Genomic DNA, 16,204 nt, shown 5'->3' on the forward strand with positions numbered 1-16,204 from the left:
CTTTTGCCATTTATTCGCACACAATTGCGGCGCACAGTTTAAAATGCCTTTCACCGATTCGCTATATCTGGCAATAAAAAAATGACCGCGATTGTGCTCGCATCTACATCCCCGTTTCGCCGCGCGTTACTTGAAAAGCTCACGCTGCCTTTTATTACCGACGCGCCTGAAACTGACGAAGCGCCGCTGGCCGGCGAAACCGCTATTCAGCTGGTGCAGCGTCTGGCGCACGCTAAGGCTGAGGCGCTGGCAATGCGTTATCCATCTCATCTGATTATAGGCTCGGATCAGGTTTGCGTATTGAACGGCGTTATTACCGGCAAACCCCACACGCGGGAAAATGCCATTGCGCAACTGGCCCAGGCCAGTGGCAATATCATCACCTTCTATACCGGGCTTGCGTTGTTAAACAGTGCCAGCGGGAAAGCGCAAATTCTCTGCGAGCCATTTCACGTGCATTTCCGCACGCTCAGCGCAGAAGAGATTGAGGCTTACGTCGATAAAGAGCAGCCGCTCAACTGCGCCGGGAGTTTCAAGAGCGAGGGGCTCGGCATCACGCTGTTTGAGCGGCTTGAAGGGCGCGATCCGAATACGCTGGTCGGCCTGCCGCTTATTGCGCTCTGCGAGATGCTGCGCAACGAAGGCGTCACTCCGCTTCAGGCATAAAAAAGCTCCGCACGGCGGAGCTTCACGTTACTTCTGGTTGCGCAGCACGTTGAGGCAGCGCTTGAGCTTATCGTCGAGCGGCGCTTCAATGCGTATCGTTTCCCCGCTGGCGGGATGTTCAAACTTCAGCGCGGCGGCATGAAGGAACAGACGATTCAGCCCCGTGCCGTCGAGCTGCCTGTCAAACTCCCGGTCGCCATAGCGATCGTCAAACGCAATCGGATGACCGGCATGCAACGTGTGAACGCGTATCTGGTGGGTACGACCGGTAACCGGGCTACAGCGCACCAGCGTGGCATGGGTATAGCGCTCTTCCACTTTGAAACGCGTTTCGGACGGTTTGCCTTCGCTGCTCACGCGCACAATACGCTCTCCGCTCTGCAGAATATTTTTCAGTAGCGGCGCCTGCACGACCTTCACATGTGATTGCCACTGCCCGCGCACCAGCGCGAGATAATCCTTCTGCATACCTTTATTACGCAGCTGCTCGTGCAGCGAACGCAGCGCGGAACGTTTCTTGGCGACCAGCAATACGCCAGAGGTATCGCGGTCGAGACGGTGCACCAGCTCAAGGAAACGCGCTTCCGGGCGCAGAGCGCGCAGCCCTTCGATGACGCCGAAGCTCAGGCCGCTGCCGCCGTGTACCGCCGTACCGGAAGGTTTATTGAGCACAAGAATGTGGTCATCTTCATAGAGGATGACGTCGCTAAGCTGCGCAACCTTATTAAGGTGCGGCGACACCGCCTCTTCTTCACGCTCGGCCACGCGCACCGGCGGCACGCGCACTTCATCGCCCGCCTCGAGTTTGTACTCCGGCTTAATGCGCTTCTTGTTAACCCGCACCTCACCCTTACGGATGATGCGATAGATCATGCTTTTCGGCACGCCCTTGAGCTGGGTGCGCAAAAAGTTGTCGATACGCTGCCCGGCTTCTTCATCAGAAATGGCAACGATTTTTACGGATGGACTCTCTGTTTTCATGGTCGGCGATTCTAATTGAGCCAACTGGCATAGCGCCACTCATTTTTCTGTGCTTATATTTACAATCTGCCCGCGCAGGTTGGCGATTTGCCACGACTGGTTGTTATTAGAACACTCGTTGTTAGCAGGTTGAAAAACTGTGAGTAAGCAGATGATAAATGGCAAAAGTCATCTTGCTATAACAAGGTTAGCAGTGAATAATGTTCTCGTTTTCCGTGTTAAAACTTGTTAAAACAAGATGTTTTGCGGAATTACCCATTTTGCCCGGCCGTTCACTCACGCAGCAATGGCGTAAGACGTTGTGAACTTTCAGGCAGTTAGCGGGCTGCGGGTTGCAGTCCTTACCGGTAAATGGAATCATCTCTGGCGATATTTTCCCAGGCTATTCCCCTGATAATTGCGCTGTTTTTCCTTATGAAAAACAGGCTACCGACACTCTGCGCCTCTTAAGCGAGCGATAACCGTGAGGTTGACGACGCAAATAGTCACGAGGCCATCGGTTCACACCCGGAAAGGCGTCACCATGCCCGCAGCTTAGTCGTCAATGCAAGAATAATGAGTAAGTTACGATGAAAAGAATGTTGATCAACGCAACTCAGCAAGAAGAGTTGCGTGTCGCCCTTGTGGATGGGCAGCGCCTGTACGACCTGGATATCGAAAGCCCAGGGCACGAGCAGAAAAAAGCGAACATTTACAAAGGTAAAATTACCCGTATCGAACCCAGTCTTGAAGCCGCGTTTGTTGACTACGGCGCTGAAAGACACGGTTTCCTCCCTCTTAAAGAAATCGCCCGCGAATACTTCCCTTCTAACTACTCGTCACACGGTCGTCCAAACATTAAAGACGTGCTGCGTGAAGGTCAGGAAGTCATTGTTCAGATCGATAAAGAAGAACGTGGTAACAAAGGTGCCGCGCTCACGACCTTTATCAGCCTGGCGGGTAGCTATCTGGTTCTGATGCCGAACAACCCGCGTGCCGGGGGTATTTCCCGCCGCATCGAAGGCGATGACCGCACCGAGCTGAAAGAAGCGCTGTCCAGCCTGGAACTGCCGGATGGCATGGGTCTTATCGTGCGTACCGCTGGCGTGGGCAAATCTGCCGAAGCGCTGCAGTGGGATCTGAGCTTCCGCCTTAAGCACTGGGAAGCTATTCAGAAAGCCGCGGAAAGCCGCCCTGCCCCGTTCCTGATCCATCAGGAAAGCAACGTCATTGTGCGTGCCTTCCGCGACTACCTGCGTCAGGACATCGGCGAAATACTTATCGATAACCCGAAAGTGCTCGAGCTTGCGCGCCAGCACATCGCCGCGCTGGGTCGTCCGGATTTCAGCAGCAAAATTAAGCTCTACACCGGTGAAATTCCGCTGTTCAGCCACTACCAGATCGAATCTCAGATTGAGTCTGCCTTCCAGCGCGAAGTGCGCCTGCCGTCCGGCGGCTCGATCGTTATTGACTCCACCGAAGCGCTGACCGCTATCGATATCAACTCCGCTCGCGCTACCCGCGGCGGCGATATCGAAGAGACCGCGTTCAATACCAACCTGGAAGCGGCAGACGAAATCGCCCGCCAGCTGCGTCTGCGCGACCTCGGCGGCCTGATCGTTATCGACTTCATCGACATGACGCCGGTACGCCACCAGCGCGCGGTTGAAAACCGTCTGCGTGAAGCGGTACGTCAGGATCGTGCGCGTATCCAGATTAGCCATATCTCCCGTTTCGGCCTGCTGGAAATGTCCCGTCAGCGCCTCAGCCCGTCACTGGGCGAGTCCAGCCATCACGTCTGCCCGCGCTGTAGCGGCACCGGCACCATCCGTGATAACGAATCGCTGGCGCTCTCTATTCTGCGTCTCATTGAAGAAGAAGCGCTGAAAGAGAACACCCAGGAAGTGCACGCTATCGTTCCGGTGCAGGTTGCCTCTTACCTGCTGAACGAAAAGCGCGAAGCCATCAGCGCCATCGAAAAACGCCAGGGCGGCGTGCGCTGCGTCATCGTGCCAAACGATCAGATGCAGACCCCGCACTACTCCGTCCTGCGCGTGCGCAAAGGCGAAGAGACGCATACCCTGAGCTACATGCTGCCGAAGCTGCATGAAGAAGCCATGGCGCTGCCTTCTGACGATGAGTATGCCGAGCGTAAACGTCCGGAGCAGCCTGCGCTGGCCACCTTCGTGATGCCTGACGTACCGCCTGCCCCGCAGGCTGAGCCGAAAGCTGCCGCGGCGCCAGAGAAGAAAGCCGACGCGAAGCCGCAGCCAGCCAGCGAGGCGCCGGGCCTGTTTGGCCGACTCGTTCGCTCGCTGAAATCGCTGTTTGCCTCTGAGCCTGCCGTTGAAGCTAAACCGGCTGCTGAAGAGAAGAAAGCCAACCCCGAAGGCAAGCAGAACGAACGTCGTAAACCGCGCCAGAACAATCGCCGCGATCGCAACAGCCGTGATAACCGCGACCGTGACCGCGACAACCGTGAAGGTCGTGACAACCGCGATAATCGTGATAACCGCAACGACAGCGCCGAAGGCCGCGAGTCTCGCGACGAGAACCGCCGCAACCGTCGTCAGGCGCAGCAGCAGAACGCCGAGACGCGTGATGCCCGCCAGCAGCCGGTCGCTGAAGAAGGTGACAAGCCGAAAGGGCGTGACGAGCAGCCGCGTCGTGAACGCAACCGTCGTCGCTCCGATGATAAGCGTCAGGCCCAGCAGGAAGTTAAAGCCCTGCAGCGCGACGAGCAGCCGCAGCCAGAGGTGGAAACCGAGCAGGACGATCGCGTTCAGACGCTGCCGCGCCGCAAGCCGCGTCAGCTGAGCCAGAAAGTGCGTATCACCTCTGAAGCCGATAACGCCGCTGTTGAAACCCAGCAGGAGCCGGTTGCCGAGACCAGCACCGAAGTGGCAACGCGTCCGCTGCCGGTGGCTGTCGACAGCGCCGTCGAGCAGGATGAAAACGGTGAAGCGCGTACCGATGCCGCTGGCATGCCGCGTCGCTCACGTCGCTCTCCGCGTCACCTGCGCGTCAGTGGTCAGCGTCGTCGTCGTTACCGTGACGAGCGTTACCCGACCCAGTCGCCGATGCCGCTGACCGTCGCCTGCGCCTCGCCGGAAATGGCCTCGGGTAAAGTGTGGATCCGCTATCCGGTTGCCAGCCTGCCAGAGCAAGCCTCTGAAGGTTTCGGCGAGATGGAAACCATCGTGGCCGAGCCGGTAGAAAACACCATTGCCGTGGCCGCACAGGCACTGACCGTGGAGCCAGAAGCACCGGTTGCACAGCCTGAAGCGCCGGTCGTTGAAACCACGCATCCGGAAGTGATTGCCGCACCGGTAGACGAGCAGCCGCAGATTGTGGCTGACGAAGACCAGGCGGTTGCCCGCACGGTAGCAGAAGAGGCGAAACCGGCGGAAAGCGAAACCGACCGTCGCGACGAGATCGCTGCTGAAATCGCGCAGATTGCACCTGCTATCGAAGACGCGACCGTAGAAGCACCGCAGGACGCCGAAGCAACTCAGGAAGCAGTAGCGCCTCAGGAAGCGGCAGCACCGCAGGAAGAGGTTAAGGCCGACGCGCCTGCCGCTGCAGCACCGGTTGTTGCTGAGCAAGCGCCGGTTGCGCCGGTAGCCACCTCTCCGGTACTGCCGAAAAATGCGCCAGCGGTCACGCGTCACGCCACGGCCCCAATGACCCGCGCGCCGGCACCGGAATATGTTCCGGAAGCGCCGCGTCACAGCGACTGGGTTCGTCCGGCGTTTGACTTCGAGGGTAAAGGCTCTGCGGGTGGTCATAGCGCGACTCACCAGGCTACCGCCCCGGCGACACGCCCACCGGCAGTGGAGTAATCCTCAGCCGCTTAAAAAGCCGACCTCAGGGTCGGCTTTTTTTTGGTGCCTGCATCCCGGATAACCCCGGCATCACCTCGCGCATCAGCGCCAGAAACCGGCACAGCCGCGCGGGCTGGTAGCGGGCATGGGGATAGACCAGCCGTACCGGCAGCATCGCGGCCTGCCACGCCGGCAGCAGATTCACCAGTCTGCCCTGCGCCAGCTCCTCCTGGACCACCCAGGCAGAGACCACCGCGGCCCCCAGCCCGGCCAGCGCCGCCCCTTTTATCGCATACAGGCTGTCTGAGCTAAGGCGCGGACTCATTGGCACCTGAACTGCCTCGCCTGTATCGGCATGGGTCAGCGTCACTTCATGGCGGTAAAAGGTGTTGAGGGCCACCCAGGGTAGCCGCGCCAGATCGTTTATCTCCTCAACCGCTGGCGAGCGGGCCAGCAGTTCCGGGGAAGCAATCACAATGCGCGGCACTTCGGCCAGCAGCACCGCCACGTTAGCGGGATCGCTCTCGACGCCAACCTGAATCGCGCAGTCGATGTTTTCCGCCAGAAAATCCACGCTCTTATCATTGAGCATCCACTCCACCGACAGCTTGCTGTGCTCCAGCAAAAACTGCGTCAGCGGCACCAGCAGTTGCTCCTGGCCAAACGCATGGGGCGCGCGCACCCGCAATACCCCCACCGGCTCTTCGTCAGCATGTTTCAGCTCATCCTCCATCGCCTGCCACCCGGCCAGCAGGATCTGACCGTGGTGGTAGCAGCGCTCGCCGTCGTCGGTAAGCTTCATGGCATGGGTGGAACGCAGCAGCAGCTTCGCACCGAGCAGCGTCTCCAGAGTCTGCAATCGCCGACTGACCGTAGCCTGAGTGGTCCCCAGCAGCCCAGCGGCAGCAGAGAGCGAACCACTCTCGACGATGCGCGCAAAGGTCATCATCAGCTCCAGCCGGTCTATACGCTCTTGTCGTTTCATAAAACCTTCATTCATACGCCAGACGTATAACTGTTTTACCACCGCCCCGGCTACCAGGCTATCCGTTAACAGGTAAAAATGCCGCCACAGACCTGATGAGGAATAAGACCATGAGTACAACCCGCACTGCCCCCGGCGCTTCGCTGGTTATTTTTATCCTTGCCCTGGCGGCAGGGCTGAGCGTTGCCTCCATCTATTACGCGCAGCCGATCCTGCCGCTGATGGGTAACGCCCTGCATCTGAGCGTCAACGGCATGGGGCTGATCCCGACCCTGACCCAGGTCGGTTACGCCCTCGGCATTCTGTTTCTGCTGCCGCTCGGTGACCGCCACGACCGCCGCACGCTGATCCTGATAAAAAGCGGCGCGCTGGCTGGCATGCTGGCCCTGTGCAGTTTCGCCGGCGGCCTGAATGCGCTGCTGGTGATCAGCCTGCTCATCGGCATGATGGCGACCATGGCGCAGGACATTGTTCCCGCCGCCGCCATGCTGGCCCCGGAAGGGAAACAGGGGAAAACCGTCGGCACCGTGATGACAGGGCTGCTGCTGGGTATCCTGCTGTCGCGCACCGTGAGCGGTTTGATCGGTGAAGGATTCGGCTGGCGCGTAATGTATCAGCTTGCCGCCGCGAGCATTGCCTTTGTCGGCGTGCTGCTGTGGGCGGTACTGCCGCGCTTCCACGCCCATTCGACGCTGAGCTACCCGGCGCTGATGAAATCAATGGCGCACCTGTGGCTGCGCTATCCGGAACTGCGCAGCGCCGCGCTGGCCCAGGGGTTTCTCTCTGTTGCCTTCAGCGCGTTCTGGTCCACGCTGGCGCTGATGCTGCTGGAAAACTATCACCTCGGAAGTGCCGTTGCCGGTGGCTTCGGTATCGCCGGTGCGGCAGGCGCCCTGGCCGCACCGCTGGCGGGTGCACTGGCTGACCGTACCGGCCCGGCACGCGTAACCCAGTTAGGCTCGGCGCTGGTTATCGTCTCCTTTGCACTGATGTTCACCCTGCCCCTGCTCTCACCGCACTGGCAGCTGGTGATTATTGCCGTCAGCGCCGTTGGTTTTGACTTCGGCCTGCAGGCGTCGCTGGTGTCACACCAGACGCTGGTCTACAGCCTGGAGCCGGCTGCACGTGGCCGTCTGAACGCCCTCCTGTTTACCGTGGTGTTTGTCGGTATGGCGCTGGGTTCGGTGCTGGGTGCCCGGGCCTGGGAGATGGCGGGCTGGAACGCGGTGGTGGGACTTGCCGCGCTGATGGCGGCAATAGCGCTGGCGATTCGCCTGATGGACGCGGCGCGCGTGTCACGCACTGCCCGCCTCTGCGCCAGTCAACGCTAAAAAAAAGCCCGCTCCGGGGTGAAGGGAGCGGGCGTAAAAAACATGCCCAGTTTCAAGACATGTTTAAATTCGTTGTAATTATCGGTTTAACTGGAAAAGAGACATCCCTTGCATATCGCTGAAAGACTTATAGGAAGCCTGAAGCGCAGCCTGCTGCATGGTGTAGTTCGAGATGGTTTCGTTCCAGTCAACGTCTACCAGCGCGCTCATCTGCGCGGTCTGGATCAGTTTGCGGTCTTCACCCAGCGAGTCGAGGTTATCAAGCTCATTAAGCTGCGTACCCAGCTCAGCCTGAACGGTAGAGACGTTGTTCAGGGAGTTCTTCAGGCCGCGCGAGGTTTTCGCTACCGCGTCCATCAGAGCCTGCTGATCGGCATCACTCAGCCCTTCACGCGGGGTGTTCAGGGCGGCAATCGCGGTATCCAGCATGTTGAACACGTTGGTTTCGCTCGGCGTACCGTCCGGCTCAGGAATGGCGTTGCTGGTGATACGGTCGAACACGTCGCTGCCGATATGGCCGATAACCATGGTGCGCGAGCTGTCCACGTTCTGGGTAATGTTCTCGGTGCCGCCGCCGTAGGTTACGCTGCCCGCCGCACCGGTAAACGGCGCGCTCTGGGTCTGGTAACCGGCGAAGATGTAGCGGCCGTTACCGTCAGTGCTGTTCGCGAGGTTCAGCAGCTGATCGCGCAGCCCCTGCAGCTCGGTGCCCAGCGAGGCACGGTCGTCATCGCTCAGGGTGCCGTTCGCCGCATAGACGATTTTTTCCGACGCGGACGTAATTACGGTGGTCGCCTGACTCAGCACGTTGGTCTCCAGGGAGACTTTCTGGTTGGCGAAGTCACGCGCTACCGCGTACTGGCTGTTCTGCGCCTGGGCCTGAGAGAGCACCACGGCCTGCGCCGCGGCAATCGGATCGTCAGACGGACGGTTAACGCGTTTACCGGTGGACATTTGCTCACCGTAGTTCAGCCAGGTGGTCTGCGCGTCGCTGATACCGCGCATGCTCTGCTGATACATCATTTGGGTACTGATACGCATCGTGCTGTTCCCTGTTAACGGATCTGGAGAATGGCATCAAACAGAGCTGATGCGGTTTGCAGAACCTGTGCGTTCGCCAGGTAGTACTGCTGATAGCGCTGCAGGTTGCCGTACTCTTCATCTAGGTTAACCCCGGAGACGGATTGCTGCTGGTTCGTCAGCTGGGTAACCACATTGCCCTGCGTGGTGCTGGAGGTTTTCAGGGTGTTGGTGGTGTTACCCACGGTGCTGACCATTGCCGCATACGCATCGTTGAAGGTTTTGTTGCCACCCACTTTTTTGCTGTTCTGCAGATCGAGCAGCGCCTGGCCGTTACGGTTGTCGCTTTCGCCCGCTGCCGGATCGGCGGCCATGGCGATTTCGCTCTCTTCGGTAACGTTGACGTCCATTTCAATGACCGTCCCGTCGTAAGGCTTAACGATAAAGCTGTCTTTGTTGGCCGCCGCACCGGTGATATCCACCTTCAGGCCATCGAACTCCAGACCGGTGATATTGCCTGCGCCGTCATCAGTAACGGTCGCGGTCGCGGTGGTGTTGTCCGACAGACGGGTTACCGTCCAGTCAGTGCCGTTGAAAGAGAGCTTGTAGTCGGTGGCTTTCATCGCGCCGCTGTCGGTCATGCTGGTGGTCAGCGCTGCCGAGCCGGTGTTGCGCGCATTGGCCAGCGTGGTCGAGCCGCCGAAGTTGAAGAATGCTTTACCCGGGTTGCCTTCCGCATCAAAGCCCAGTTCGTGCTGCTTGTTGAACGAATCGGCAAAGGAGACTGCCAGCTGGCCGAGGCTGTTACGCGCCTGGTCCAGGTCCTGGGAACGGAAGGTCATCAGGCCGCCGAGTGAACCGGTGGTGATCAGCTTCTCAGGAATTTCGATGTTGCCGGCGATTTTATCCACGTAGGCCACCGCCATACGTGAAGGATCGGCGTTGGACGGCACGGCCGCCAGCTGGTTCGCGGTGGTGCCCTGCACCAGGGTATAGCCGTTCGCCATCGTCAGGTTGACGGTGCCGCCGTCCTGGACAGAAACGTCCACGCCCACGACGCGGTTCAGCTCGGTAATCAGCTGATCGCGCTGATCCAGCAGGTCGTTCGGCGTCTGGCCGCTGCCCATCGCGGTCATGCGGGTGATCTGGTTGTTCAGGTTGGCGATCTGCGTGGAGTAGTTGTTGATCTGCTCAACGCTTGAAGAAATCGCGGTATTCACCTGTTTCTCCTGCTCGCGCAGGTAGTTATCCACCACCTTGAACTGGCTGACCACGCCGTCGGCTTTGCCGAGCAGGGTCTGACGCGCGGCCGGATCTTCGGCGTTGCTCACCAGGGTCTGCATGGATTTGAAGAAATCCTGCATGGTGGTGGAGAGGTTATTGGTGGTGCCAGAGAGCATGTCGTTGATTTTTGACATCTGCTGATAGCGCGACGTCAGGCCGCTGCTCTGGTTTTCCGCTGCACGCAGCTGGTTGGTGACGAAGGTATCGTATTCGCGCTGCACGCCGGACACGTATACACCGTTACCGATCCAGCCGCCGGAACTCAGGGTGCTGTTTGTTTGCCCCAGAACCGTGGTCTGACGGGTATAACCGGCAACGTTATAGTTAGAGATGTTATTACTCACCGTATTCAGTGCGTTTTGAGCCGCACCCAGCCCACTCATCGCACTATTAATCAAGCTAGACATGGAGGTTCCTTATGAACAATCAAGACAGTAGTCCTGATGAAATTTATCGGCAGGACCAGCGCAAACTTGAGAAATTTCAGAACAGATTCGACAGATCGTTGCTGTAGGTTTTGCTGACCTTGTCGCTCATCGCTTTCAGCTGCTGAATCATGGTGTTGAGCTTGCGCGCGTAGTTCGGATCGGTCGCGTAACCGGCGCTCTGCAGCGCCTGCGCCCCCTGCTCCGGCGTAGCCGCGGTGGTCACCGCCGCGTAGCGCGGATTGCGGGTCAGCAGTCCGACGTAATCGGAGAGCGCTTCCAGATAGGAGCCGTAAACGCGGAACTTCGCCTTCACTTTCTTCGCTTCGCCGTTCTCGAATTCGGTGGTGGTGATCTCGGTGACCGGCCCCTTCCAGCTGCCGCTCGCCTTCACGCCGAACAGGTTGAAGCTTGGTTCGCCGCTTTCGGTCTTGATCTGACGCTGGCCCCAGCCCGACTCCAGCGCCGCCTGGGCCAGAATCAGGTGGTGCGGAATGCCGCTCTGCTGGCTGGCGAGACGCGCCGGCAGCGAGAGCTGCGCCAGGAAGTCCTTGCTGTCGCCGCTCAGCGGTTCGTCATTGCTCGGCGGCTTCGGCACGGCGCTGCGCACCAGCTGGGTCAGGGTCTGATTTTGATAACTGGTCACCGTTTCCAGCGGGAACTTCATCGGTACCTGCGGCGCCTCGTCGGCTGGCATCAGCGGCTGGCCGCTCATCTGCTTCACCATCTGCTCCGCAAGACCAAGTCCCTTGCCCGCCGTCATGTGCTGCGCAATCTGCTGGTCATACATGCTGGTATAAAGCCGCGTCTGCTCGCTGCTGAACATGCCGTCTTTCGGCAGCGCTTCACGCATGCTTTTCAGCATCATCTGGACAAACATCCCTTCCACCTGGCGGGCAACCTGCTTGAGGTTGCCCTGTGGGTCTTTCCCGGCCTCGGCTTTCAGGTCGTTGAGCGAGCGGGCGTCAAACGCCGCGCTGGCCAGCAATTTGCTATCTGTCAGCATCAGATGATTTCCACTTTTGCACGCAGGCAGCCTGCGCTTTCCATCGCCTGGATCACCGACATCAGCTCCATCGGCGTGGCACCCAGCGCATTCAGAGCGCGGACGACGCTGTTGAGGTTGGCGCTGGCGCGTACGCTCTGCAGCGAACCGCCTTCCTGACGCAGATCGATCTGGGTCTGCGGGGTCACCACGGTCTGACCGCCGCCAAACGGCGTATCCGGCTGGTTGACGTTCAGGTTCTGATTCACCGTCACCGACAGGTTACCCTGCGCCACAGCACAGCTGTCCAGGGAGACTTCGCGGTTCATTACCACCGAGCCGGTACGGGAGTTGATAATGATCTTCGCATCCTGCACCGCCACGTTCACCTGCAGGTTCTGGATGTCCGCCAGCATACGCACCTGGGAGCTGTTGCCGCCCGGCACGCGGATCTGCACGGTGCGGGCATCCAGCGCGGTGGCGCTGCCGTAGCCGCGCGCGCGGTTGATGGTGTCAGTGATCTGCTGCGCCAGGGTGAAGTCTTCGTTATTCAGCTGAAGATTGATGGTATTGCCCGACCCAAACTGGCTCGGCAGCTCGCGCTCAATCATCGCCCCGCCGGTGATACGTCCACCGTTGAGCTGGTTAACCTGTACGCTGCTGCCACCGGCCGCCGCGCCGGCACCGCCAACGAGGATGTTACCCTGGGCCAGGGCATAAACCTGGTTGTCCACGCCTTTCAGCGGGGTCATCAGCAGCGTACCGCCGCGCAGGCTTTTGGCGTTACCCATCGACGAGACTACGACGTCAATGGCCTGCCCCTGGCGACCGAACGCCGGGAAGTTAGCCGTGACCATAACCGCAGCCACGTTCTTCAGCTGCATGTTAGTGCCGGTCGGGACGGTGATCCCGAGCTGGGACAGCATGTTGTTCAGCGTCTGGGTGGTAAATGGCGTCTGGGTGGTCTGGTCACCCGTGCCGTCCAGACCCACCACCAGGCCGTAGCCGATAAGGGAGTTCTGGCGCACGCCCTGTACGCTGGTGAGATCGCGAATGCGCTCTGCCTGGGACACCGTAGCGACCAGCAGCAGAACCATTCCGAGCAGTGATTTAACCATGTGTCACCCCGCTTACATCGGCGATAAATTGAGGAAGAAGCGCTGCAGCCAACCCATGTTCTGCGCTTCGTTGATATAGCCGTTGCCGACATATTCGATACGGGCATCCGCCACCTGGGTGGAAGGAACCGTATTGGTACCGCTGATGGTGCGCGGGTTAACCACGCCCGAGAAGCGGATAAATTCTGTGCCCTGATTGATGGCGATCTGCTTTTCACCCACCACGTGCAGGTTGCCGTTCGCCAGCACCTGATCGACGGTCACGGTCAGCGTGCCGCTGAAGGTGTTGTTGGCGTTAGCGCCGCCTTTGCCGTTAAAGCCGTTATCCCCGGACGCGCTCATGTCAGCGCGCGCGTTGCCAAACAGGCCTTCGAGATAGCGCGGCACGGCGTCGAAGCCGAATTTACTGGAGCTGGTGCGGCTGGCGTTAGCGGAGGAGCTTTTGCTCGCGCTGACGTTTTCCTGCAGCTGAATGGTCAGGGTATCGCCGACGTTACGCGGACGACGATCCTCAAACAGCGGCTGGTAGCCGTAGTTGATCGGTTGTACCGACTGGAAAATAGATCCGTTAACGACCGGCGCGGGCGCGGGTACGGGCTGAGCGGTCGTCGCCCCCTGGACCAGTGGTGTAGAAGGCACCCATGCGCAGCCTGTCAGGGCGAGCGTCAGAGTCATCACTAAAGGGCTGAATTGCGCACCGGTTTTTTGCATTGCTTTCATCTTCAGTTTAGGCGGTCGGCGTGACGAAACCCATCACGCCGAACCCGGCCTTAGAGTTGCGTCAGTTTTTGCAGCATCTGGTCTGTGGTGGAGACCGCTTTACTGTTGATTTCGTAAGCGCGCTGAACCTGGATCATGTTCACCAGCTCTTCAGCGACGTTGACGTTAGAGGTTTCCACATACCCCTGATACAGCAGACCGGAACCGTTCAGGCCCGGCGTGCTCTCGTTCGGCGCGCCGGAGGCCAGGGTCTCGGTGTAGAGGTTTTCACCAATACTTTCCAGACCGCTGTCGTTCATGAAGGTGGTCAGGTTAATCTGGCCGACCTGCACCGGTGCCGCGGCGCCCTGTTGGGTGACGCTCACCACGCCGTCACGACCGACGGTGATGCTGAGGGAGTTCGCCGGGATGGTGATCGCAGGCTGAACCTGGAAACCACCGGCGGTCACCAGCTGACCGTTCTGATCAACCTGGAAGGAACCGTCGCGGGTATACGCGGAAGTGCCGTCCGGCAGCAGGATCTGGAAGAAGCCCTGGCCTTTGATCGCCACGTCTTTACTGTTGTTGGTCTGCGCGAGGTTGCCCTGGCTGTGCAGACGCTCAGTCGCCACCGGACGCACACCGGTACCGATCTGCAGACCGGACGGCAGCGTGGTCTGCTCGGAGGACTGCGCCCCCGGCTGACGGATGGTTTGGTACAGCAGATCTTCAAATACCGCGCGCTGGCGCTTGAAACCATTGGTGCTCACGTTCGCCAGGTTGTTGGCGATGACATCCATATTGGTTTGCTGCGCGTCCAGACCGGTTTTAGCGATCCATAATGAACTGATCATAGAAAGTCCTGTTTATTAGCTCATCGACAGGAGCTGATTCGCTCGCTGTTCGTTGTCATCGACGCTGGAGATGATTTTCATCTGCATCTCAAAGCGGCGCGCGTTGGCAATCATGTCGGTCATCGCTTCGACGGGCTTAACGTTGCTGCCCTCAAGCACGCCGGCCATTACGCGAATAGTCGGGTCCGGCTGGAGCACCGCACCACGCGCCTGCTGGGCCTGCGCGTTAAGACGGAACAGACCGTCGTCACCGCGCACCACCTCATTGGCTTCCGCCTTCACCAGCTTCAGACGCCCTACCGGTGCTACCGTGTTTGGCGCATCGCCCGGGTTGAGGGACGAGATAGTACCGTCGGCTGCGATAGTGACCTGCGCGCCTTCCGGCACGACGATCGGACCGCCGTCGCCCATTACCGGACGACCCTGAATGGTCAACTGGCCGGTGGCGCTCACCTGGATGTTACCGTTGCGGGTGTAAGCTTCCGCACCGTCTGCGCCCTGCACGGCCAGCCAACCGTCCTGTTGCAGCGCCACGTCCAGCGGACGCGTGGTGTAATCCAGATCGCCCGGAGTCATGTTCGCCCCAGGCGTTGAGGCGGTGACCAGCGTGCGGGTTGGCAGCGACAGCCCTTCGACCGGTACCGCGCGCAGCGCATTGAGCTGCGCACGGAAACCCGGGGTGGAGGCGTTGGCCAGGTTGCTGGCCGTCACCGCCTGTTGATTCAGGGTCTGACTGGCCGCGCCCATGGCGGTATATATTGCGTGATCCATTAAGCCGTCCCGTTAGTCGCTTAGCGCAGGTTAACCAGGGTGTTGAGGATCGAGTCCTGGGTTTTGATGGTCTGCGCGTTCGACTGATAGTTACGCTGCGCGACGATCATATTCACCAGTTCTTTACTCAGATCCACGTTCGAGGCTTCCAGCGCACCGCTGGTCAGCTTACCGAGGTTGCCGGTACCGGCAGAACCCAGCAGCTCAACGCCGGAGGCAGTGGTAGCAGCCCAGACGTTGTCGCCCTGAGAGGTCAGGCCTTCCGGGTTCGCGAAGCCAGCCAGTACGATCTGACCCAGCAGCTGTTTCTGATCGTTGGAGTAGTTACCCACGATGGTGCCGTCGTCGTTGATGTCATAGCCCACCAGGTCGCCCGGCTTGTAGCCGTTCTGGTTGGAGCTCAACAGGGTGTTGGCACCGGTGTTCTGCTGGGTAGACCCGGCGAAGCTCAGGGTGAAGTTACCGGCAGCGGAACCGTTCAGGCTGGCCATGTTAATGGTCGCCTGGGTTGCGCCTGCAACACCGCCCACGGATTCCAGTGCTCCACTCGGTGTGAAGGTCAGGGTAGTCAGCGGCGCGGTCGGTGCCGTGGTGGTCACGCTGGTGTCCATGTTGTAGACATCCCAGGTGTTGGCGCCGGTTTTCACGTAGTACAGCTTCACGTTGTGATCGTTACCCAGGCTGTCGTATACGGTCAACGGCACGCTTTTGTTATAGGTATCGGAGTTAGCGGGATCGAAAGGCGACGCGGCAGTCAACGTGATAGGATCGTCAGACGAGTTCAGGTTCATTACCAGCTGCGCGCTGTTGGTGGCGCTGGCAGGCATCTGACCGGTCGGGATAGTCAGGGCAATCGGGTCAGCACCCTGCTGGATGGTCGGCGGGGTGCCGGCAGCCGGATAACCGGTCACGGACATGCCCTGCATGTTCACCAGGTTGCTGTTCTGGTCAACTTTAAACTGACCGTTACGGCTGTAGAACACGCCGCCGTTGCTATCAACCAGACGGAAGAAACCGTTCTGGCTAATCGCAACGTCCAGCTTACGACCGGTGTTGGTGGTCACGCCGTCGCCGAAGTCCTGAGTGATACCGGCAACCTTAACGCCCAGACCCGCTTTCGAACCGGCAAACATGTCGGCAAAAGAAACGGAACCGGATTTAAAGCCATAGGTGGCGGAGTTGGCAATGTTGTTACCAATTACGTCGAGGTTGGTGCTCGCAGCATTCAGGCCGCTGACCGCTTGTGAAAAGGCCATGTCTTACTCCCGATAAGATTAAAGGC

The 16,204-nt window shown here is 59.5% G+C and carries 13 protein-coding genes; 3 read left to right on the forward strand and 10 right to left on the reverse strand.

Features of this window, described 5'->3' with window-relative positions:
• Positions 1-81: 81 nt before the first annotated feature.
• Positions 82-666, forward strand: coding sequence for a Maf family protein (locus ET34_RS0105055; RefSeq protein WP_031520007.1), 585 nt, complete (start codon positions 82-84; stop codon positions 664-666).
• A 27-nt stretch (positions 667-693) separates the two neighbouring features.
• Here the strand turns inward: ET34_RS0105055 and rluC are convergent, their stop codons facing one another.
• A complete protein-coding gene (rluC, locus tag ET34_RS0105060) occupies positions 694-1,647 on the reverse strand; it encodes a 23S rRNA pseudouridine(955/2504/2580) synthase RluC (protein ID WP_031520009.1) in 954 nt (317 codons plus the stop codon).
• A gap of 569 nt (positions 1,648-2,216) precedes the next feature.
• On the opposite strand from rluC, the gene rne reads away from it, so the two are divergent.
• Positions 2,217-5,468, forward strand: coding sequence for a ribonuclease E (gene rne, locus ET34_RS0105065; RefSeq protein ID WP_031520010.1), 3,252 nt, complete (start codon positions 2,217-2,219; stop codon positions 5,466-5,468).
• Positions 5,469-5,493: 25 nt separating this feature from the next.
• Here the strand turns inward: rne and ET34_RS0105070 are convergent, their stop codons facing one another.
• A complete protein-coding gene (locus tag ET34_RS0105070) occupies positions 5,494-6,435 on the reverse strand; it encodes a LysR family transcriptional regulator (protein WP_031520012.1) in 942 nt (313 codons plus the stop codon).
• A 110-nt stretch (positions 6,436-6,545) separates the two neighbouring features.
• Here ET34_RS0105070 and ET34_RS0105075 point away from each other — a divergent pair, with 110 nt between their 5' ends.
• Positions 6,546-7,766: an MFS transporter gene (locus tag ET34_RS0105075; RefSeq protein WP_031520014.1), complete on the forward strand. Its 1,221-nt coding sequence runs from the start codon at positions 6,546-6,548 to the stop codon at positions 7,764-7,766.
• Positions 7,767-7,844: 78 nt separating this feature from the next.
• On the opposite strand, the gene flgL is transcribed toward ET34_RS0105075, so the two are convergent.
• From flgL to flgE, 8 genes are all read right to left on the reverse strand, one after another.
• On the reverse strand, positions 7,845-8,807 hold the full coding sequence (gene flgL / locus ET34_RS0105080; protein WP_031520015.1) for a flagellar hook-associated protein FlgL: 963 nt from the start codon (positions 8,805-8,807) through the stop codon (positions 7,845-7,847).
• 14 nt (positions 8,808-8,821) lie between these two features.
• Positions 8,822-10,477, reverse strand: a complete 1,656-nt coding sequence (flgK, locus tag ET34_RS0105085; protein ID WP_031520017.1) for a flagellar hook-associated protein FlgK — start codon at positions 10,475-10,477, stop codon at positions 8,822-8,824.
• A 76-nt stretch (positions 10,478-10,553) separates the two neighbouring features.
• Positions 10,554-11,501: a flagellar assembly peptidoglycan hydrolase FlgJ gene (gene flgJ, locus ET34_RS0105090; RefSeq protein WP_031520019.1), complete on the reverse strand. Its 948-nt coding sequence runs from the start codon at positions 11,499-11,501 to the stop codon at positions 10,554-10,556.
• Entirely contained in the window at positions 11,501-12,598 is a 1,098-nt protein-coding gene (locus ET34_RS0105095; protein WP_031520021.1) for a flagellar basal body P-ring protein FlgI, read from the reverse strand. The genes flgJ and ET34_RS0105095 overlap by 1 nt, the downstream gene beginning before the upstream one ends.
• A 12-nt stretch (positions 12,599-12,610) precedes the next feature.
• Complete coding sequence (gene flgH, locus ET34_RS0105100; RefSeq protein WP_201770421.1) at positions 12,611-13,309, reverse strand: flagellar basal body L-ring protein FlgH; 699 nt, start codon at positions 13,307-13,309, stop codon at positions 12,611-12,613.
• A 59-nt stretch (positions 13,310-13,368) separates the two neighbouring features.
• Entirely contained in the window at positions 13,369-14,151 is a 783-nt protein-coding gene (gene flgG, locus ET34_RS0105105) for a flagellar basal-body rod protein FlgG (RefSeq protein ID WP_031520025.1), read from the reverse strand.
• 15 nt (positions 14,152-14,166) lie between these two features.
• Positions 14,167-14,922, reverse strand: coding sequence for a flagellar basal body rod protein FlgF (locus ET34_RS0105110; protein ID WP_031520026.1), 756 nt, complete (start codon positions 14,920-14,922; stop codon positions 14,167-14,169).
• A 20-nt stretch (positions 14,923-14,942) separates the two neighbouring features.
• Positions 14,943-16,178, reverse strand: a complete 1,236-nt coding sequence (gene flgE / locus ET34_RS0105115) for a flagellar hook protein FlgE (RefSeq protein ID WP_031520027.1) — start codon at positions 16,176-16,178, stop codon at positions 14,943-14,945.
• Between the last annotated feature and the right edge of the window lie 26 nt (positions 16,179-16,204).

The sequence above is a fragment of the Siccibacter colletis genome (assembly GCF_000696575.1).
Taxonomy (GTDB): domain Bacteria; phylum Pseudomonadota; class Gammaproteobacteria; order Enterobacterales; family Enterobacteriaceae; genus Siccibacter; species Siccibacter colletis.